Raw genomic sequence first — 18,822 nt, 5'->3', positions numbered from 1 at the left:
GGCTCCGCCCGGGTCGCGCCGCGCCCGCCGGGGCCGGGCGGTCAACAGCCACTGACACTATGTGGCGGTGCCCGCGAAGCCAAGCGCGACGGGCGCCGACCAGGTGACCTGGTCGGCGCCCGTGACGAACACCCTTGCGGGCCGTTCCGCTACGCGGCGGTCTGCAGTTCCCGGACCGGGACGGCGTGGACCACGGCCGGGGCCGCGTTGTCCTGCTCCGGCGTGAGGTACGGGCGCAGCCGCAGCGCCAGGACGACGATCAGCACCGTGGAGCCCGCCATGGCCGCCAGGTAGAGCGGCCAGGCGCCGGAGCCGACCAGCAGCACGCCGACGGCGGGGCCGACCGCGATCGCGATCTGCTTCACCAGGGAGTACCCGGCGTTGTAGGTGCCGAGCAGCCGGGCCGGGGCGAGGTCCGCGACGATCGGGCCCATGGTGGGCGCGAGCAGCGACTCGCCGACGCCGAAGAGGGCGTAGATCGAGACGATGGCGACCGTGGCGGCCATGGTCTCCGTCCGGATCAGGCCGGCCACCAGGGCCATCGCCCAGGCACCGAGCCAGACCACGCCGGCCGCGGCCATCGCGGTGGTGCGGCGGCGGCGCGCGGTGATCCGCACCATGAACATCTGCAGCACCACGATGGTCAGCGCGTTGGCGCCGATCGCGAAGCCCAGGGTGGAGGGCGCGGTGCCGACGGTGGAGGTCGCGAAGGCCGCGACACCGGACTCGAACTGGCCGTAGCAGGTGAAGAAGATCAGCCCGGCGAGCAGGCAGAGCCGCAGCATCGCCTTGTCGGCGACCAGCGCGCGCAGGCCGGTCGGGCCGTCGGCCTTCTCGTGGACGGCGGTCAGCTGGACCTTGGATATCCGGGCGGTGCCGGTGACCAGGGCGAGGCCGAGGAACGTCGCCGCCTCGATGGTGAACAGCCGGGTGAGGCTGGCCGGGTCGGACACGTTCACGATCTGCCCGCCGACCAGCGCACCGATGCCCATGCCCAGGTTGACCAGGGTGAACTGGAGCGCGAAGGCACGCGAGCGGGTGGCGGCCGTGGAGCAGCGGACGATCATGGTGGCGAGCGCCGGCTGGCAGGTGGTGACACCCGCGCCGAACAGGAAGGCGGAGACCAGCAGGGCCGGGGTGCCGGTGGCGTGGCCGAAGGCGAACGCGCCGGTGGCGGCGAGCGCCGTACCGGCCAGCAGCACCGGGCGGGGGCCGTACTTGTCGATGCCGCGGCCGATGAACGGGAGGACGGCGAGGGCCGCCAGCGCGAAGAGGGTGAACACCATCCAGGCGACCATCGACCCCAGCCCGCGCACCTGGTCCACGTACACGAACATGTACGGCATCGTGAACCCGCTGCCGAACGCACTGAGTGCGTTGCCGATCTGGACGCGGCGCAGCGGGCCGCCCGCTCCACGCCGCTGCCTCTGCTGCTTCACCGTGCCGGTCACCGTGCACATCCCTTCCTGGTTTCAACTGGATACTCTTAAGTCCAGAAGATTTCAGAGCTAAAGTTTGACGAGATAAAGTCTTAGCACCGGAAGAGTGCGGAGTCAAAGGCTTAAGGAGTGCACGCTCGTGCGACACTGGTCCGCATGACTACGGACAAGCCGCGGCCGGCCACTGACAAGCCCGCCCCGGCCACCCCCCTGGAGTTCGGCATCGCCGAGCAAGTGGCCCTCTACCAGCGGGAGTTCCCCACGGTCGACCCCCAGGTGGAGACCATCGTGCAGACCCTCAACCGGGTCTCCCGGCGGATGGGCGTGGCGTACGACCGCCAGCTGACTGTGCTCGGAATCACCTCCGCCGAGTGGGAGGTGCTCAAGGCCCTGGTGGTCGCCGGCAGCCCGTACCAGCTGGGGCCGGGCGAGCTGGCCAAGCGGCTCGGGCTCACCCCGGCGGCGATGACGCACCGGATCGACCGGATGGTGGCCGACGGCCTGGTCACCCGGGAGCGGGACGAGAACAACCGGGTGCGGGTGATCATCGAGCTGACCGAGACCGGTCGGGACAAGTGGCTGGAGTCGATGCGGATGGCGGCGGTGTTCGAGGAGGAGCTGCTCCAGGACGTCGCGGGCGAGGACCGCGCCGCACTCTCCGCGATGCTGGGCCGGATGCTGCGGCGGATCGAGGAGAGCCGGCCGGACGCCCCCGGCCGCACCGCCGGCCAGGCGTAGCCCGGCGCTGGGAACACAAAGGAGCCCGGGGCCGGGAACGCGGAGGATCCCGGCCCGCCGGATAGTCGTTAGCTTCCAACCCTTCGATATGAGAATCTGCCTGGCTCTGGAACGATCCTGATGCTCCGTTACCGATTGGGCTCCACCATGCAGATCAAGCGCACCTCCGCCCTGCTCGCCGCCGTCGTCGCGGCCGGACTGGGGCTCACCGCCTGCAACAGCGACGGTTCGCCCACCGCCGCCCCGAGCACCCCCGCGGCGGCCGCTCCGACGACCCCGGCCGCCGCATCCTCCGCCCCGGTGTCCGCGCCCTCCGCCCCGGCGACCGGTGCCCCGACCGCCGCTCCGTCCGCTCCGGCGCCGGGCGGGACCGCGCCCGCCACCGCGGTCCAGAACGGCAAGACCAGGCCCGCCGACCTTCCCGCCGACATCCCGCTCCCCACCGGGAAGATCACCACGGTCAACGGCGCTACCGGCGGCTACCTCATCACCTGCGAGGCCGCCGACGGCGACCTCGCCGCGTACCAGGCGGCGCTCAAGGCCGCCGGCTTCGAGGTGTCCCCGGTGGGCGACGGTTCGGTCCTCGCCGAGAAGGGCGAGAGCAACCTGCTGATCACCAGCTCGTCGACCACGATCACGGTCACCTACGCCAAGATCTGAGCGGCCCGAAACAGCGGGCGGCCCCGGACGAGGTCATTCCTCGTCCGGGGCCGCCCGCGTTCGGTGCGAGGGTCCGTCAGGCCCCTCGGTCAATCGGTGGTGCGGGTCTCAGCAGGGGCCGTTGTCGGTCCAGACGCCCCACTGGCCGCTCTGGCTCGGGTCGTCGCCCTTGGTCCACCACTTGTTGGTGTAGTAGTGGCCCTTCCACGAGACCTTGGTGCCGCCGGCCGCGTAGGTGGTGTTCGCGTCCCAGCTCGGGGCGGACGGGCAGGAGGCCGGCGTGGTCGGGGTGCCGGTCGGGGTCCCGGTCGGCGTGCCCGTGGGGGTCCCGGTCGGCGTGCCGGTGGGGGTGCCGGTGGGGGTGCCGGTCGAGGTCGGGGTCGGCGTGCCGGTCGGCGGGGCCGGGCAGGCGGACGCGGAGCCGTTGGTGGCGCTCACCATCTTGTCGAACAGGGCGGTCTTGGTGCCCAGGTCGTACAGCGAGAAGGCGAAGGCGCCGCCGAGGCCGTTGCAGTGCGCGTAGTCGAGCTTGGCCTGGATCGACTTGGCGTCCTCACCGCTCCAGAAGGTGTTGCCGTCGTAGAAGTACGTGGCCTGGGCCGCGTCGTCCCAGAAGGTCTTGGACGGGTTGTCGACGAAGCCCGCGAGCTCCTTGAACATCTGGATGCCCGGGACGTTGCCGGACATCGCCGCGCCGGCCGCCGGCTGGGTGGCGGGCTGGTACAGGCCGTGCTTGCCGTTGTCCTTCACGCCGGTCCAGCCGCGGTAGTAGAACGGCACACCCATGTTGATCTTGTTGGCGGGGAAGCCGCCGGGGATGCCGTACTCCTTGTCGCCGACCGTCCACGCCTTGATGGCGTTGTCGATGGAGTACTTGCCGTTGCCCGGCTTGGCCGGGGTCGACGGGTCGTCCGGGGTCGAGTAGAGCGCGGCCTGGTGGTTGGTCGGCCCCTGGGCGTCCCAGCCGCCGTGCATGTCGTAGGTCATGACGTCGAGGAAGGTCAGGTACTGACCGATCTTGTCGGTCTCGACGTTCATGATCTTGTCCTGGCCGGCGCCGACCGCCGCCGCCAGGGCGTAGGTCTTCTTGTCGGCCGCGCCCTGCGCGTCCAGCTGGGTGCGGAACTCCTTCAGCAGCGCGGTGAAGTTCTGCTTGTCCGCCGGGCTGGAGATGTTGCCGGTGTGGCCGCCGCCGCCCGGGTACTCCCAGTCGATGTCGATGCCGTCGAAGACGCCGGCCGCCGAGCCCGGGCCGCCGAAGCCGGCGTCGGCGGGCAGGTTGCCCTTGATGAACATGTCGATGCAGGACGACACCAGGTGCTTGCGCGAGGCGTCCGTGGCGGAGGCCGGCGAGAAGTACTTGGAGTAGGTCCAACCGCCCAGCGAGAGCAGGACCTTGAGGTTCGGGTTCTTCGCCTTCAGCTTCTTCAGCTGGTTGAAGTTGCCCGCGATCGGCTGGTTCCAGACGTCGCCGACGCCGTCGACCGAGATGTCCGCGCCGAAGCTCTTCTGGTAGTCGGCGAACGCGTCGGCGGCGCCGTCACCCGCGTTGGGGTTGTTGTCGTTCGTGTCCGCGGCCTTGGTGGCCTCGAAACACCCCAGGTCGGTCGGGTGGATGTTGGCGAAGTCGTAGATCAGGTAGTCCAGCTTCCCGGCGACGCCGGTGTCCTGGATCGTCTTGGGGTAGTACGCGTTCGCGTAGACCGACCACTGGTCGTAGTAGGCGACCTTGATGCCGCCGCTGGTGGCGGGCGCGCCGGTGGAGTTGGTGGTCGCGGCGTTGGCCGCGGCACCGCCGGTCAGCGCGAGACCGGCGCCGAGCAGCAGGGAGGCGGTGGTGCCGGCCGCGATGGCGGCCAGGCTCTTGGGACGGCGTCGGCGGCCGCCCTGCGGAGCCGGGGTCCCGGCCCTTTCAATGCGTGAGCGCAGCATGGGTGCGTGACTCCTGGTTGTGGGGGTACCCGCCGTCCCGGGGGCGCGCGTCCGGGGTGGGGCCGGACGACCGGGACATGACAGGCATGGGTGGGGAATCGAGCGGATCAGACCATGACGGACTACCGGGATGTGCCGAACCGGCGCCGGCAGCACGAGGCCGCCGGCGCCGGTTCAGGGGCTCCCTGCACCTGGGCAATAAAAATGGACTAGACCAACTCGCCCGTCAAGGGGTGCCGTTGGGCCTTGAGCCCCGCTTAAGGTTCCGCACCCACGCTGAGCTGGGCGGCCAGGTCCAGACTCAATAGCGGACGGCGTTGGCCACCTCGGCCTTGACCGTGCCGGACAGGTCCCGGTTGGCGTGCCCGGTGGCCTGGGCGCTCTGCCCGGCGGCCACGTCCTGGACGGTCACCGCGGTCGCGTCCAGCACCTTGCCGGACTCGTCGGTGAAGTCCAGCTGGATCACGTACCGGTACGACTGCTGCCCGTGGTTGGTGACGGTCAGCGACACCTGCGGCTTGCCGTCCGAACCGGTGCTCACCGCCCCGACCGCGACGTCCCCCTTGGCGTCCAGCCCGCCCTTGATCCCGGCGACGGCCGAGGAGGCCGCCGACACCGCCGCCGAGGCCTGCGCCTCCGCCGAGGCGATCGCCGCACCCGCCCCGCCGGCCACCGAGGCCAGCGCCGAGGCGGCGGAGGCGGCGGCGCTCGCACCCCGCTCCACCGCGGCCGCCGCCCCGGAGGCCACACTGCTCGCGCTCTGGCCGGAGGAGCAGCCCGCGAGCGCCGCCGCGCCGACCACCACGGCGGCCAACACCCCTGCCACCGCCCGCCGTTGGCGGCGCAGCAACGGTGCGTCCAGGTCCTGGGCGGTGGCCCTCGGCGGGGTACAGGCCCTCGCGCGGGTGAGCGGCTGGCGGTCCATGCGGTCCCTCGTTTCCGGTCGGCGCCGGGCTGCCCGGCACACCTCCCGGCCCACCCTCCGAGGGCGGGCGGGCCTCCGCCAGCAGGGCTGCTGCCTCCGGGTGAACCGGCCTGCGGGACCCGCCTCCGCGAGGGGCCCTACGAGAGCCCCGAGCCCTCCTGCTCGTCCGCCTCCACCGCGGCCCGCTCCTCGCGCAGCCGCACCTGGTGCCGGCGCCGGGCGACCGCGCCGTACGCCCCGGCGGCACTCGCCACGAAGGCCACCAGCCCGACCCACGGCCGGTCGAAGACGTGGCCGGTCAGGTGGTCCAGCGAGTACCGGCCGGCACCGGCCAGGCCGATCGCCAGCCCGGTCGCGCCGAGGAAGGCCGGGTACTCGTAGCCGCCGGACATCGCGAAGAAGCCGGCCGGGGCGTGCACCGACACCGCGCCCGCCATCGTCCCGGCCACCACCGCGCCGGCCGCCGGGGTGGCCAGCCCGGCCACCAGCAGCGCCCCGCCGCCCGCCTCGCCGAGGCCGGCCGCGAGCGCGCTCTCCCGGGCCGGGTGGAAGCCCATGTGCTCCATGGCCTGGGTGGTGCCCTCCAGGCCGCCGCCCCCGAACCAGCCGAACAGCTTCTGGGTGCCGTGCGCGATCAGCACCCCGCCGACCGCGCCGCGCAGGGCCAGTAGGCCCAGGTCCTTACGGTTCAGGCACATGTCGCATCCTCGCTTCCGCGGCGGGCTGGTCCCGCTCGCTGGCAGTCCTGCCTCCATAGCAACCGAGAGCGCCCGTCCCTTCGAGCCGGGACCGCCATCCGGGCGAATTCGCCCCTGACCAGGAATGGACGGCCGCCGGGGAGATTCACGCCACGCCCGGACGCGGGGCGTGGCGCCCCGGCCGCCCGGGGCCGCGCGGTCATGCTGGGCCCATGTTCGTCTTCAACCTGGGCAGCGCCTTCATCACCTTCTTCGCCGTGGTCGGTCCGCCGAAGACCCTGCTGGCCTTCGCCCGGCTGGCCGGGACCAGGAGCAACCTGGAGCTGCGGCGGCTGGCGGCGCTGAGCACGGCCATCTCGGCGGTGATCGGCCTGGTGCTCGGCTTCGGGGCCGACGAGCTGACCACCCTGTTCCACATCAGCGACCAGTCGCTGCAGCTCGCGGGCGGGGCGATCTTCTTCGTCTACGCCGTCGCGCTGGTCTTCGGCGTCCACCTCGGCTCGGACGGCGAGGAGGACGAGCACCTCGCGAACCCGCTGGTGGACGGAATCCGCGAACTGCTGCTGCCGTACATCGCCAGCCCGCTCGCCATCACGGCCGTCCTGGTCGCCTCGCTCAACCAGGACAACTGGGGCTGGAAGGCCGCCGTCTCCGGGGCGTACGTGGCCGTCGCGGTGATCAACTACCTCTGCGTGGCGGTGCTCGCCCCGCTGATGCGGCGCACCCACCGCACCTCGCTGGAGGTGCTGTCCCGGCTGCTCGGGCTGCTGCTGGCGGCGGTCGGCGTCGAGCTGTTCCTGGAGGGCCTGGCCGGGCTCGGAGTGCACCTGCCGACGGGGCACTGACCCCGGCCAGGCCCTCAGCCCCCTCCCCCGGCTGAGCCCCCGCTCAGCCCGCCGCGAGCCGGGCCAGCACCCCGCCGATCCGCTCGCGCACCAGCGGGTCGGCGACCAGCCCGTCCGGGCCCACCGCGCCGCGCTCCAGCGGCAGCCGGACGCAGGCCTCGTCCAGCACCGCCGCACCGGTGTAGCCGAGGACGGTGCGCAGGGTGGCCTCGGCCCCCAGGCCGCGGCCCGGGCCGGCGGCGTTGATCCAGCCGGTGGGCTTGTCCGAGATCTCGACCCCGCCGACCGTCCAGTCCAGCAGGTTCTTGAACGCGCCCGGCAGCGTCCCGGCGTACTCGGGGGTGCAGACCAGCAGCGCGTCGGCCGCCCCGATCGCGGCCCGCAGCCCGGCCACCGGCTCCGGCAGCGGGTCGGTGTCGTGGTCCGGGTTGAAGTGCGGCAGCCCGGCCAGGCCCGCGTAGTAGGTGGCCCGCAGACCCGGGGTGGCGGCCGCCACCGCGGCCGCGGTGCGCAGCACGGTCTCGTTGGTGGAACCGGCCCGCAGGCTCCCGGGCAGCAGCAGGATGTGGCGCTCGTTCGGCATGCCGGGCAACCTACCCCTTGACGTCCGCGTCAGGGCCGGCCGGCCGCGGTGCCGCGACCCGACCGCGGCCCGACCGCGACCCGGCGGCGCTCAGTGCGGCACCACCGGCCGCCAGGGCACCGGGCTGGAGAGGATCATCGAGCTGGACGGCTGGCCGTAGCCGCCGAGCCGGTCGCACACCGCCTCGAACTCGGCCATCGTCGACACCGCGACCAGCAGCACGCAGCACGCCCCGCCGGTGACCCGGTGCAGCTGGACCACCTCCGGCCAGGTCGGCACCTCCGGGTCGCGCAGCACGCAGCGCGGGCCGTAGCACTGGATCTGGACCAGCGCGGTGATCGGCAGCCCGGCCCGGGTGAGGTCCACATGGGCGTGGTAGCCGCTGATCACCCCCTCGGACTCCAGCCGGCGGACCCGTTCGGCCACCGCGGGTGCGGACAGGCTCACCCGGCGGGAGAGTTCGTTGTACGAGAGCCGGGCGTCGGCCTGGAGCTCGGCGAGCAGACGGCGGTCGACGGCGTCCAAGGCGGCCTCCCGGGTGGTCGGGATCAAGGGATTTCCATTCGTAAAGCGAATCGGCGGAACGCCTCGCGAACGACAGCTCCAAAGGCGGTTGTGATGCCCGTCGACCATTCAAGCGGGGGGCACCGCCGCCGCACAATGGGCACCCGGTGGAACCCGGCAGTCCGGCTGGTCCACCGGACCGGGCGACGCGGCCCGGAGGATCTGGAGGGATCGGGATGGGGCACGACACGGTGGAGACGCCCAACCTGTCGTTCGGCCGGGGCGGAGCGCCCGGCCGGGGCACCCCGTACGCCGAGTACGTACGCCTGGAGGAACTGCACGGCCTGCAGCACCCGCGCAGCAAGGAGCCGGCCGAGCTGTCGTTCATCGTCACCACCCAGGTGATGGAGCTGCTGTTCGACCTGCTGCGGCACGAGTGGACGCTCGCCCGGCAGGCGCTGCGCGAGGACGACCTGGCCGCCGCCCTGGCCGCGCTGCGCCGGGGCACCCACGTCCAGGACGTGCTGGTGGAGTCCTGGGACCTGCTGGCCACCATGACCCCGCACGAGTTCAACTCCTTCCGCTCGCTGTTCGGCGAGGCCTCCGGCTTCCAGTCCGCCGCCTTCCTGCGGCTGGAGTTCCTGCTCGGCAACAAGAACGCCGCGCTGCTGGCGATGTACGACGGGATGCCCGACACCCGGGCCGAGCTGACCGAGGCGCTGCGCTCCCCCGGCCTGTACGACGAGGCGCTGGCGCTGCTGGCGCGCCGCGGCCTGGCCCCGCACCCGGCCCCCTCCGAGCAGCGCTACCAGCCGTCCGCGGAGGTCGAGGCGGCCTGGCGGCGGGTGTACACCGAGCCGGAGCTCGCCGCGCTCCGGCCGCTCGGCGAGGCCCTGCTGGACGTGGCCGAGCGGGTCACCCGGTGGCGCCAGCGCCACCTCTCGGCGGTCAAGCGGACCATGGGCGGCAAGCCCGGCTCGGGCGGCTCCAGCGGGCTGACCTGGCTGCGCAAGTCGGCCGAGCAGGACGTCTTTCCGGAGCTGTGGACGATCCGGGACGGGCTGTGACGGGCACAACGGGTACGGAACGGGACGGGCAGAGGATGACGAGGGAGGGACGGGCAATGACCACGCGCGAGGACTGCGCGGCGCTGGACGCCGCCGACCCGCTGGCGGCGTTCCGCAAGGAGTTCGCCCTGCCGGACGGGGTGGTCTACCTGGACGGCAACTCGCTGGGCGCGCTGCCGGCGCGCACGCCCGAGCGGGTGCGCCGGGTGGTCGAGGAGGAGTGGGGCCGGGAGCTGATCCGCAGCTGGAACGACGCCGGCTGGTTCGAGCAGCCGTACCGGCTGGGGCGGCGGATCGCGCCGCTGGTCGGCGCCGCTCCGGCGGAGGTGGTCGTCTGCGACACCACCTCGGTCAACCTGTTCAAGGTGCTGTCGGCCGCGCTGCGGCTGCGCCCGGGCCGGCGCACGGTACTCGGCGACGCCGAGGCCTTCCCGACCGACCTGTACATCGCCGAGGGCGTGACCGGCCTGGTCGAGGGCGCGCGCAGCGCGCTGATCCGCCCCGAGGAGCTGGACCGGCACCTGGACGGGGACGTCGCCGCGGTCGTCCTCTCGCACGTCGACTACCGCACCGGCGAGCTGCTGGACATGCCCGGGATCACCGCCCGGGTGCAGGCCGCGGGCGCCCTGATGATCTGGGACGTGTGCCACTCCGTGGGCGCGCTGCCGGTCGGACTCGACGCCGCCGGCGCGGACTTCGCGATCGGCTGCACCTACAAGTACCTGAACGGCGGCCCCGGCTCGCCGGCCTTCCTGTACGTCGCCGAACGGCACCTGGCGGCCGGCCCGCTCCAGCCGCTCAGCGGCTGGTTCGGCCACGCCCGGCCGTTCGCCTTCGAGCCCGGGTACGAGCCGAAGCCGGGCATCGGCCGGTTCCTGACCAGCTCGCCCTCGCTGCTCGGCCAGGCCGCCCTCGGCGCCTCGCTGGACATCTGGGAGCGGGTCGACCTGGCGGAGGTGCGGGCGAAGAGCCTGGCACTGACCGACCTGTTCGTCTCGCTGACCGAGGACCTGGACGGCGTCGAGGTGGCGACCCCGCGCGAGCACGCCCGGCGCGGCAGCCAGGTCGCGCTGCGGCACGCCGACGGCTACCCGGTGGTGCAGGCGCTGATCGAGCGCGGGGTGATCGGCGACTTCCGCGCGCCGGACCTGATGCGCTTCGGCTTCACGCCGCTCTACCTGTCGTACACAGAGGTCTGGGACGCGGCCCGGCAGTTGGCCGAGGTGCTGGAGAGCGGCGAGTGGCGGGCGGAGCGCTTCTCCCGCCGGGGCGAGGTGACGTAGCCGGCCGGGAGGGTCGACCTCCGGATCGGCGGCACGGCCCGGCGGCCGCCGTGACGCAGCTCATGCCCGGGCCGAGTTCGACCTCCGTCGTCCTTGGGGATGCTCAAGGCTGACGGAACGTCACACCCTGGGGAGGCGTGCGTGAACCTCGAACTCGGCCCGCTCAAGCCCGAACCGGCCCCGCTGCTGCTGGGCCTGGCACTGCTCTTCCTGCTGATGTGGGCGCTCGGCCGCCGTCTGCTCCCGCGGATCGAACGGGTGCAGTCCGAACGCTGGGAGGCCACCGAGGGCCGCGCCGAACGCGCCGAGGCCCTGCTCGCCGAGGCCGAGGCCACCCGGGAGGCCCGACTGCTGGAGCTGGCCGAGGCACGGCACGAGGCGGCCCGGATCCGGGAGGAGTACGCCGAGCGCGGCGCGGCGGCGATGGTCGCGGCCCGCGCGGAGGGCATCCGCGCCCGGGACGAACTGCTCACCACCGGCCGCGCCCGGATCGCCGCCGACCGGGCCGAGGCGGCCCGCGTGCTGCGGCAGGACGTCGGCGAGCTGGCCGTCGCCCTGGCCGGCCGGGTGATCGGCGAACCGGTGCACGCCGTCGCCGCGCGACGTCGCACGGTGGAGCGCTTCTTCGAGGCGAACTAACCTCGCCGGAAGGTCAGTTCGTCAGCTCCTGGACCAGCCCGCGGTAGACCGCGAAGGCCGGCTTGGGCGTGTAGTCGTCGCGCAGCAGGCCGAAGCGCGGGAACAGCCCGGCACCCGCACTGTCCGCGTCGCGCAGCGCGAAGAACGCGTAACCGGTGACGTGGAGTTCGGCGGCGAGCCCGGCGACCGTCCGGACCACCTCCGCCACCACCTCGGCCTGCCGCGCCTCGCTCCGCCCGGGGCCGGTGGGCCAGCCGTTCTCGCAGATCCGCAGCGGGACGTCCGGCCCGATCCCGGCCCGGGGCAGCGCGTCCCGGCGGAAGCCGGTGAGCACCGCCCGTACCGCGTCGGCGAGTTGGGACGGCTGGACGGGACGGAAGACGTCCGGGAAGAAGTCCAGGCCGACGTAGTCCAGGGCGCGGTGGAAGCGCTCGTCGGCGAGCTCCCCGAGCTCGGTCCAGAAGGTGTCCGCGGGGTCGAAGGAGGGCACCGCGTTGAAGCCGACGGCCAGCCGGTCGAATCCGTGGGCCAGCGCCTCCTCCTTGGCCGCGACCACGCCCTCGACCAGCGCCCGGCGGACGTTCGGGATGCTGCCGTCCACGGGCGGGAGGTCCAGGTTGGGCTCCTCGCAGATCTGGAGCAGGGCGAGGCGGTGCCCCTCGGTCCGGACCGTCCGCCGGACGAAGTCCAGCCAGCCCGCCAACTCCCCGCTCCGCTCCCGGTACTGGACCACCAGGTCGAGCCGGCGGCCCTCGACGGCGTACCGCTCGGGCCGCTCGGGGGTGTGCTCGCCGCCCGGGTACGAGCGGTAGGCGCGGACCAGGAACTCCCCTGCACCGCCCTGGAGTTCGCGCAGGGCGGCGGTGATCAGGGCCGGGTCGTCGGGGCGGGCGGGGGTGATCACGCCGGTGTCGTCGCCCGCCAGCCCGCCGGGATAGATGCCGAAGGTGAAGGTCATGCCGTCACCGTAGCGGATATTTTTGGTGTCACCGCAAGTTTTCAGTGACACCATGATTGGCGGATAGGATCCGGCCATGGGACTTCGCGAACTCAAGAAGCAGCAGACCCGGGAGCTGCTCTCCGACACCGCCATGGGCCTGTTCGCCGAGCGCGGCTTCGACCGGGTCACGGTGGTCGAGGTGGCCCGGGCCGCCGGGGTCTCGCCGAACACGGTCTTCAACTACTTCCCGACCAAGGAGGACCTGTTCTTCGACCGCCAGGAGGAGGTGGTCGCCCACCTGGCCGAGGTGGTCCGGCACCGCCCCCCGGGCAGCTCGGCCGTGGACGCCGTCCGGGCCGACCTGCTGGCGGCCTTCGCGAGCGGCGAGCCGACGGTCGGACTGAACCCGGGGATCGCGGCGTTCTGGCGGATCGTCGAGGACAGCGCCGCCCTGCGGGCCCGACTGCTGGAGCTCGGCGAACGGGCCGAAGCGGCGCTGGCGGCCGCCCTGGCCGAGGAGTCGGGCGCCGCACCGGAGGACCCGCTCCCCCGGGTCGTGGCCGGAGCCGTCGCGGGGGCCCACCGGGCGGTGCTCGGCGAGATCCGGCGGGCCATGGTCGCCGGGGAGCCGGCCGAGGCGGTACGGACCCGGGTCGAGGCGGGGGTGCGGCACGCCTTCGGCCTGCTCACCTCGGGCCTCGCCCGCTACCCGACCGAGCGGTAGGCGGCCGGACCGGGGGAAGCCCGCGGCGGCGGGGACGGGAACGGCGCAGGCCGCCCGGTCGGGGTCGACTCGGGCGGCCTGCGCCGCTGTCCGGCTGATCAGTTCGTCAGTTCGTCAGCGGTACGGTCCGTCAGCTGTGGCGGCCGCGGCGGCGGGCGGCCAGTACGGCCAGACCGCCGAGGCCGAGCAGGCCGACGCCCGCCAGGCCGAAGACCACCGGGGCGTTGCCCGCACCGGTGGAGGGCAGCTCACCGCCACCGGGGTGCTGGCTGGTCGGCGCCTTGGTCGGGTGGTGACTGGTCGGGCCCGGACCGGCGCTCGACGTCGTCGCGCTGGCCGACGGCGAGGTCGGCGCCGGAGAGGTCGGCGCGGGGGACGTCGGGCTCGGCGACGTCGGGCTCGGCGACGTCGGGGACGGGGAAGTCGGCGACGGCGACGTGGGAGACGGCGACGTCGGACTCGGCGAGGTCGGCGAGGGGGACGGCGTCGGCGAGGTCGGCGACGGGCTGGGCGTCACGGCGCAGTCCGGCAGGTCGCCGTCGAACGGGTAGCTGTGGATCTCGTAGCCGCCGGTACCGGTGTGGACCAGGTTGCCCGCCAGGTACACCCGGCCGTTCATGCCCGGCTGGGCGATGGTCGTGGTGCCGCCCGGGTTGCCGGCCATGACCGAGCCCTGGAACTGGGCGCTGCCGAGGATCTGCGCCGAGGTCGCGGTCGGGAAGTTGTACATCAGCTTCGAGCGCATGTCGGTGGTCTGGTCCCCGGCCAGGCCGGTGCCGGTGTAGGTGTTGATGATCGGGCTGTCCCCGAGCATGTTCACCACGACGGTGGCGCCGGCCGGGATGTTGTTGAAGACCAGGCCGATCTGCCCGCCGGACGGCGAGGCGAGGTTCTGGGTGACGTTGAAGACCTGCTTCATGCTGGTCCCGTCACCGGTGAAGGTCGCCTGGCTCGGGGAGATGTCGACGGTGCCGGTCGCGGTGGCCCGGCCGACACAGTCGGAGACCTCCTCGATCTGGGTCAGCACCGACTGGTAGGGCGCGGCCGCGTTCGGGTCCTGGATCGACTCGCCGGTGGGGTCGATGTTCACGGTGCCGGTGACGGAGCCCGCGTGGCGCAGGTTGCCGAAGGCCGGGCCGTGCGAGTCGCTGCCGCCGATCAGGATCGCGTTGCCGGTCAGCACGTCGACGTTGCCGCCGGCGGTCACGAAGTCGCTGCCGTTCGGCGGCACCACGCGCGAGCCGACGCCGACGACGCCCATGTTGTAGATGCCGCCGCCGTTCTTGTCGACGGTCAGGTTCCCCAGCGTGACGATCTTGCCCTCGGCCTCCGCGGCGCGGCCGGTCACCGTGTAGTCGCCGCCGGTGAAGACGTTGATGGTGGCGTCGCGGCCGGGGAAGTCGCCGTTGTTGGGCGGCGGCCAGGTGGCGGGGCAGTCGGGCCCCGAGCAGGCGCCCAGCGGCGGGGCCAGCGGGGCGGCGGAACCGACCGTCAGCACCGCGGCCAGCGGCAGCGCGGTGAGGGCGGTCGCCACCGCCACCCGGACGGCCCGGCGCCGTCGTGTGGCCGGTGTTCTCACGGCGGTCGTTCTGTGATCCGGCGAACCGGTGGCCTGACCCATCGACAATTCCTCCGTGCATGAGAAAAGGACAGGCCGGGACGACCTGCCATGTTCCGTGCCATCTGCTGGCGATCTAACAGATCCGGGACATCCAACCCCAAAACGGACCATCCGCACTTTACAGACCCTCAGATCGGATCCGAAATTCATCCGTACGGAGCAGCGCTTCCTCGGGCGGGTGCCGACGGACGGCAAGGCCCTAGGTTGGAGGCATGACCACCGAGGCCCAGGAACAGAGCGCGCCGCTCGTCGCCGTCGCGTCCGCCGACGCCGTACTGCGGCACCCCGAGGCGGGCGAGCACCTGCTGACCGCCATGGAGCGGGAGCGCGCCGCGCGCTTCCGGCACGAGTCCGGGCGGACCGACTTCACCGCCGGCCACGTCCTGGTCCGGCTCTGCGCCGCCCGGCTGCTCGACGTGCCGGTGGCCGGCCTCGTCCTCGCCCAGCAGTGCCCGGACTGCGGGCTCGCCGACCACGGCAAGCCCTACCTGCCGGACCACCCCGGGGTGCACGTGAGCCTGTCGCACACCCGGGGCGTGGTCGCGGCCGGCGCCGGGTTCCAGCCGGTCGGGGTCGACGTCGAGCTGTCCACCCGGGGCGGCTCGCTGCGCTCGGTCGCCCGCCGGGTGCTCGCCCCGGCCGAGCTCGCCCTGGTCGAGGCCGACCCGGAGCCGGAGCGGGCGTTCCTGCGGCTCTGGGTGCGCAAGGAGTCGCTGATCAAGATCGGGCGGGCCACCCTGGACACCCTCGGTCGGGTCGACCTCTCCGCCCTGCCGCTGGCCGTCCCGCCGGGCGCCCCGCTGCGCAGCCGGTACGAGGACCTGCACCTGCTCGACTGGACCGACCCGGAGCACGCCGCCGCCGTCGCGGCCGTCAGCACCGCCCCGCCCCGGATCGTGGAGCTCACGGCGGCCGGCTGAGCGAAGGGGGGCTGGACGCCGGGGCGGGCTCCGGCGCCCACCCGCGCGGTGGGCCGGTGAATAAGCGGTGTTAGCGTGCCTGGTCGTGGGCCCGCCGATCGCGTGCGCCCCGCCCCCCAGCTGCCCAGCTGCCCAGCTGCCCAGCTGCCCAGCTGCCCACCGGATTCAAGAGGGTGCCCCGCCATGGCCAAGTTCCTGCTGAGCCTGCACGTCCTCGTGTCGGTCCTGTTCATAGGCCCGGTCGCGGTGGCCGTCAGCATGTTCCCGCGCCGGGCGAAGGCCGCGCTGGCGGGCGGACCGGACCGGGCCTCCGACGCCGGCGTGCTGCGGGTGCTGCACCGGATCACCCAGGTCTACGCGCTGCTCGGGGTCGCGGTGCCGGTGCTGGGCATCGGCCTGGCCCAGGTGATGGACGTGCTCGGGCAGTCCTGGGTGATCGTCTCGATGGTGCTGACCGCGATCGCCGCGCTCTCCCTCCTGCTCTTCGTGCTGCCCGGCCAGCAGGCCGCCGTGGACGCGCTCGAACTCGACCCGTCGGACGAGCGGCACGCCAAGGCCGTCGGCGGCCTGAAGCTGCTGCCGATGACCTCCGGGGTGTTCAACCTGCTGTGGGCCGTGGTCGTGGTGCTCATGGTCATCCGCCCGGGGTCGAGCACCGGCGTCTGAGCCCCTGAGCACCGGGCCCTGATCCCCCGGGCCCCGGGCTCCTTGTCGCCTGGTCCCCCGCGCCCCCTCCCGCCGACCGGGGTGGTTCGAGTACCGTCCTGGGCCATGACGATCATGGCGGGCATGGGCAGCCCGACGGGAACCGGCGTCGGTCCGCTGCTGCGCGGCTGGCGGGTACGACGGCAGCTCAGCCAGCTGCAACTGGCACTGCGGGCGGACTCCTCGGCCCGCCACCTCAGCTTCGTCGAGAACGGCCGCTCCCGCCCCAGCCGGGAGCTGGTGCTGCGGCTGGCCGAGGAGCTGGACGTCCCGGTGCGCGAGCGCAACGCCCTGCTGCTGGCGGCCGGCTACGCCCCGCACTACCCCGAGACACCGCTGGACGACCCGTCGATGGCCGCGCTGCGCGGCGGGCTGGAGCGGCTGCTGGCCGCCCACGACCCGTACCCGGCGGTCGTGGTCGACGGGTCCTTCCGGGTGCTGGCGGCCAACCGCTCGCTCGGACTGCTCCTGGCCGGCGTCGCCCCGCACCTGCTGGAGCCGCCGTTCAACGCGATCCGGATCACCCTGCACCCGGACGGGCTCGCGCCGCGCATCGTCAACCTGCGGCAGTGGCGGCGGCACCTGCTGGAGCGGATGGAGCGGCAGCTGGAGCTGGTCCGCGCCGAGCCGCTGCGCCGGCTGTACGAGGAGGTCCGCGGCTACCCCGAACCGGCCGGCGACCCGGCGGACGAGCCGGCCGACGACCGGGTGGACGGGCCGGCCGCGTACGGGTCCCCGTTCGCGCTGCCGCTGCGGATCCGGTACGAGGAGCGGGTGCTCTCCTTCCTCTCCACCATCGCGACCTTCAACACGCCGCTGGACGTCACCGTCTCCGAGCTGGCCATGGAGACCTTCCTCCCGGCCGACGCGGAGACGGTGCGGTTCCTGCAGTCCGTGGTCGGCCCCGAACGTCAGGTCGTGCCCGACACGCCTTAGCCCTGCTGCCGGGCCCGGCGCCGCAGGGCGGTGAACTGGAGGACGGCGAACAGGGCCACCGCCGCAGCCTGCACCGGGATCCAGACGAACCCGGCGGTGGTCGGCTCCAGCCACACCTCCATCGCGACCAGGCTGAGCACCACCCAGGCCAGGTTGACGCCGATCACCGCCCGCACCCCCGGCCCCGGCGGCTGCCGCCGGGCGGCCAGCGCGCCGACCGCGAGGGCGTACCCGAGGAGCAGCAGCCCGACCTCGACCAGGGTGGTGCGGCCCGCGCCGAGCAGCTCGCCGAGCGGACCGGAGAAGGCCAGGTAGGCCAGGCCGTTGCCGCCGGTCACCAGGGCGTCCAGGGTCAGGGCGCCGCGCACCGTCCACGGGGAGAGAGCGGAACCTGGCCGGGCGGGGCTGAGGGTGTTCGCGTGGGCGGACATGGCGGATCGCCTCCTGTCGGGGGTGGGCCCCGGGACCGTGGCGGCCGCACCGGGTGCCCCCACCCTGCCCGGCCCGGCGGCGGGCGTCGATTACCCCGCAGGTAAGGGCGGGCGCCCGCACGGGCACGGTCGTCGGGCTACGGCCGCCGGGCCACGGGCACCCGGGCTACGGCCGCCCGGGCGGCTGCCGGAGCAGGACGCCCGCCCGCTTCACCGCGCGGGCGGTGATGGTGGTCTCCGCCCGGGTGACGCCGAGCGGGCCGAGGGTGTCGGTGAGGAAGCGGTAGAGCTCACCGTGGTCCGGGCAGAACACCGTGGCCAGCAGGTTGGCCGGGCCGCTGGTGGCGAACACCCCGTGCACCCGCGGGTGGCGGGCCAGCACCGTGCCGACCTCGGCGATCCGGCCGGGCGGTACGTCCAGCCAGAGGTTGGCGTCCACGGCCAGGCCGAGCAGCCGCGGGTCCACGGTGGCATGGGTGCGCAGCAGCCCGGCCCCGTCCAGCCGGTGCAGCCGGCGGCGCACCGTGGACTCGGGCGCGCCCACCGCCGCGGCCAGTACGGCGTGGGACTGCCGGGCGTCCTCGCCGAGCCGCTCCAGCAGCGCGCGGTCGAGATCGTCCAGCGGCGGGGGCTCGGCGGGGCGCGGGACGGCGGGCCGGGCGAGCGCGGCGGCCTCCTCCCCGGTCAGGTACCCGGCCCGCCACTGCCCGGCGTCCGCGAAGGCGTGCAGCACCGCGTGGGTGGTGGTCTCGGTGACGGCGCCGGTCGCGGGCAGCTGCCCGTACAGCAGCCGGTCGCGGGAGCCGGCGTCGGTGAGCACCACGGCCCCGACCTCGTGGCCGCCGAGCATCACGTCGACGAACGGCACGTCGGGGCGGTCGGCGAGGGCCCGCGCGATGGCGTCCACCCGGCCGCTCAGCACCCGGACCCGCAGCAGCAGCGCGCCCACGGCGGCGTCCTCGACGTCCGGCAGCCGGACCACCCGCAGCACCCCGGCCTGCCGCATCCGGCCCAGCCGGCGGGTGACCGTCCGGGCGGAGACGCCCAGCACCTCGGCGATCCGGCCGGGCTCGGCCCGTCCGTCCACCTGGAGGGCGCACACCAGGCGGCGGTCGAGGGTGTCCAGCACGCTGTCCGGATCGGCGGTGGAGAGGTCCATGGTGTCCGATCCCCGCCACTTCCGGCGGCTGCTGCGTCCTGTTCGGCAGCCCTGACGGTACTCCTTGTCCCGG

20 protein-coding genes are annotated in these 18,822 nt (G+C 73.6%); 10 read left to right on the top strand and 10 right to left on the bottom strand.

Features of this window, described 5'->3' with window-relative positions; translation table 11 throughout:
• Window positions 1-149: 149 nt before the first annotated feature.
• A complete protein-coding gene (locus ACLWS4_RS04050) occupies window positions 150-1,451 on the bottom strand; it encodes an MFS transporter (protein ID WP_234348552.1) in 1,302 nt (433 codons plus the stop codon).
• 144 nt (window positions 1,452-1,595) lie between these two features.
• Between ACLWS4_RS04050 and ACLWS4_RS04045 the strand changes: the two genes are divergently transcribed.
• Complete coding sequence (locus ACLWS4_RS04045) at window positions 1,596-2,177, top strand: MarR family winged helix-turn-helix transcriptional regulator (protein ID WP_380782763.1); 582 nt, start codon at window positions 1,596-1,598, stop codon at window positions 2,175-2,177.
• A gap of 120 nt (window positions 2,178-2,297) precedes the next feature.
• Window positions 2,298-2,837, top strand: coding sequence for a hypothetical protein (locus ACLWS4_RS04040; RefSeq protein WP_416873374.1), 540 nt, complete (start codon window positions 2,298-2,300; stop codon window positions 2,835-2,837).
• Between the two features lie 108 nt (window positions 2,838-2,945).
• Here ACLWS4_RS04040 and ACLWS4_RS04035 read toward each other — a convergent pair whose 3' ends face one another.
• The 3 genes from ACLWS4_RS04035 to ACLWS4_RS04025 form a co-directional block, all read right to left on the bottom strand.
• Window positions 2,946-4,769: a glycosyl hydrolase family 18 protein gene (locus ACLWS4_RS04035; RefSeq protein WP_416873373.1), complete on the bottom strand. Its 1,824-nt coding sequence runs from the start codon at window positions 4,767-4,769 to the stop codon at window positions 2,946-2,948.
• Between the two features lie 301 nt (window positions 4,770-5,070).
• Complete coding sequence (locus ACLWS4_RS04030) at window positions 5,071-5,694, bottom strand: FxLYD domain-containing protein (protein ID WP_416873372.1); 624 nt, start codon at window positions 5,692-5,694, stop codon at window positions 5,071-5,073.
• A gap of 137 nt (window positions 5,695-5,831) precedes the next feature.
• Window positions 5,832-6,392 (bottom strand): DoxX family protein, encoded by a 561-nt coding sequence (locus ACLWS4_RS04025; protein ID WP_049660922.1) that lies wholly within the window; start codon window positions 6,390-6,392, stop codon window positions 5,832-5,834.
• Between the two features lie 212 nt (window positions 6,393-6,604).
• Here ACLWS4_RS04025 and ACLWS4_RS04020 point away from each other — a divergent pair, with 212 nt between their 5' ends.
• A complete protein-coding gene (locus tag ACLWS4_RS04020; RefSeq protein ID WP_049660921.1) occupies window positions 6,605-7,237 on the top strand; it encodes a MarC family protein in 633 nt (210 codons plus the stop codon).
• 43 nt (window positions 7,238-7,280) lie between these two features.
• Here ACLWS4_RS04020 and ACLWS4_RS04015 read toward each other — a convergent pair whose 3' ends face one another.
• Together ACLWS4_RS04015 and ACLWS4_RS04010 are read right to left on the bottom strand one after the other, a co-directional pair.
• Window positions 7,281-7,820: an NADPH-dependent FMN reductase gene (locus ACLWS4_RS04015; protein WP_416873371.1), complete on the bottom strand. Its 540-nt coding sequence runs from the start codon at window positions 7,818-7,820 to the stop codon at window positions 7,281-7,283.
• Window positions 7,821-7,910: 90 nt separating this feature from the next.
• Window positions 7,911-8,372 carry an Lrp/AsnC family transcriptional regulator gene (locus ACLWS4_RS04010; RefSeq protein ID WP_234348510.1) on the bottom strand — a complete coding sequence of 154 codons (462 nt, stop codon included), beginning with the start codon at window positions 8,370-8,372 and terminating at the stop codon, window positions 7,911-7,913.
• Between the two features lie 188 nt (window positions 8,373-8,560).
• On the opposite strand from ACLWS4_RS04010, the gene ACLWS4_RS04005 reads away from it, so the two are divergent.
• From ACLWS4_RS04005 to ACLWS4_RS03995, 3 genes are all read left to right on the top strand, one after another.
• Window positions 8,561-9,391 carry a tryptophan 2,3-dioxygenase gene (locus tag ACLWS4_RS04005; protein WP_375874089.1) on the top strand — a complete coding sequence of 277 codons (831 nt, stop codon included), beginning with the start codon at window positions 8,561-8,563 and terminating at the stop codon, window positions 9,389-9,391.
• Between the two features lie 56 nt (window positions 9,392-9,447).
• On the top strand, window positions 9,448-10,674 hold the full coding sequence (kynU, locus tag ACLWS4_RS04000; RefSeq protein WP_416873370.1) for a kynureninase: 1,227 nt from the start codon (window positions 9,448-9,450) through the stop codon (window positions 10,672-10,674).
• A 141-nt stretch (window positions 10,675-10,815) separates the two neighbouring features.
• Complete coding sequence (locus tag ACLWS4_RS03995; RefSeq protein WP_158077659.1) at window positions 10,816-11,313, top strand: F0F1 ATP synthase subunit B; 498 nt, start codon at window positions 10,816-10,818, stop codon at window positions 11,311-11,313.
• Window positions 11,314-11,326: 13 nt separating this feature from the next.
• On the opposite strand, the gene ACLWS4_RS03990 is transcribed toward ACLWS4_RS03995, so the two are convergent.
• Window positions 11,327-12,271, bottom strand: coding sequence for a hypothetical protein (locus tag ACLWS4_RS03990; protein ID WP_416873369.1), 945 nt, complete (start codon window positions 12,269-12,271; stop codon window positions 11,327-11,329).
• 76 nt (window positions 12,272-12,347) lie between these two features.
• Here ACLWS4_RS03990 and ACLWS4_RS03985 point away from each other — a divergent pair, with 76 nt between their 5' ends.
• On the top strand, window positions 12,348-12,977 hold the full coding sequence (locus ACLWS4_RS03985; protein ID WP_416873368.1) for a TetR/AcrR family transcriptional regulator: 630 nt from the start codon (window positions 12,348-12,350) through the stop codon (window positions 12,975-12,977).
• 130 nt (window positions 12,978-13,107) lie between these two features.
• On the opposite strand, the gene ACLWS4_RS03980 is transcribed toward ACLWS4_RS03985, so the two are convergent.
• Entirely contained in the window at window positions 13,108-14,556 is a 1,449-nt protein-coding gene (locus tag ACLWS4_RS03980; protein WP_416873367.1) for a choice-of-anchor A family protein, read from the bottom strand.
• Window positions 14,557-14,810: 254 nt separating this feature from the next.
• Between ACLWS4_RS03980 and ACLWS4_RS03975 the strand changes: the two genes are divergently transcribed.
• The 3 genes from ACLWS4_RS03975 to ACLWS4_RS03965 all read left to right on the top strand — a co-directional run bounded on the left by ACLWS4_RS03975 (window position 14,811) and on the right by ACLWS4_RS03965 (window position 17,159).
• Window positions 14,811-15,518, top strand: coding sequence for a 4'-phosphopantetheinyl transferase family protein (locus tag ACLWS4_RS03975; RefSeq protein ID WP_416873366.1), 708 nt, complete (start codon window positions 14,811-14,813; stop codon window positions 15,516-15,518).
• Window positions 15,519-15,701: 183 nt separating this feature from the next.
• Window positions 15,702-16,184: a hypothetical protein gene (locus tag ACLWS4_RS03970; RefSeq protein ID WP_416873365.1), complete on the top strand. Its 483-nt coding sequence runs from the start codon at window positions 15,702-15,704 to the stop codon at window positions 16,182-16,184.
• Between the two features lie 105 nt (window positions 16,185-16,289).
• Complete coding sequence (locus tag ACLWS4_RS03965) at window positions 16,290-17,159, top strand: helix-turn-helix domain-containing protein (RefSeq protein WP_387966201.1); 870 nt, start codon at window positions 16,290-16,292, stop codon at window positions 17,157-17,159.
• Here ACLWS4_RS03965 and ACLWS4_RS03960 read toward each other — a convergent pair.
• Window positions 17,156-17,590, bottom strand: a complete 435-nt coding sequence (locus ACLWS4_RS03960; protein ID WP_387819828.1) for a hypothetical protein — start codon at window positions 17,588-17,590, stop codon at window positions 17,156-17,158. The genes ACLWS4_RS03965 and ACLWS4_RS03960 overlap by 4 nt on opposite strands.
• Before the next feature lie 166 nt (window positions 17,591-17,756).
• The gene (locus ACLWS4_RS03955) at window positions 17,757-18,749 is read right to left on the bottom strand and encodes an Lrp/AsnC family transcriptional regulator (protein ID WP_416873364.1); all 993 of its coding nucleotides are present in this window, start codon (window positions 18,747-18,749) and stop codon (window positions 17,757-17,759) included.
• Window positions 18,750-18,822: the final 73 nt, after the last annotated feature.

It is taken from the genome of Kitasatospora sp. SC0581 (genome assembly GCF_048159585.1).
In the GTDB taxonomy this organism is placed as follows: domain Bacteria; phylum Actinomycetota; class Actinomycetes; order Streptomycetales; family Streptomycetaceae; genus Kitasatospora.
Note: the sequence above shows the minus strand (reverse complement) of the source record. Positions and strands in the feature narration are given on the sequence as shown.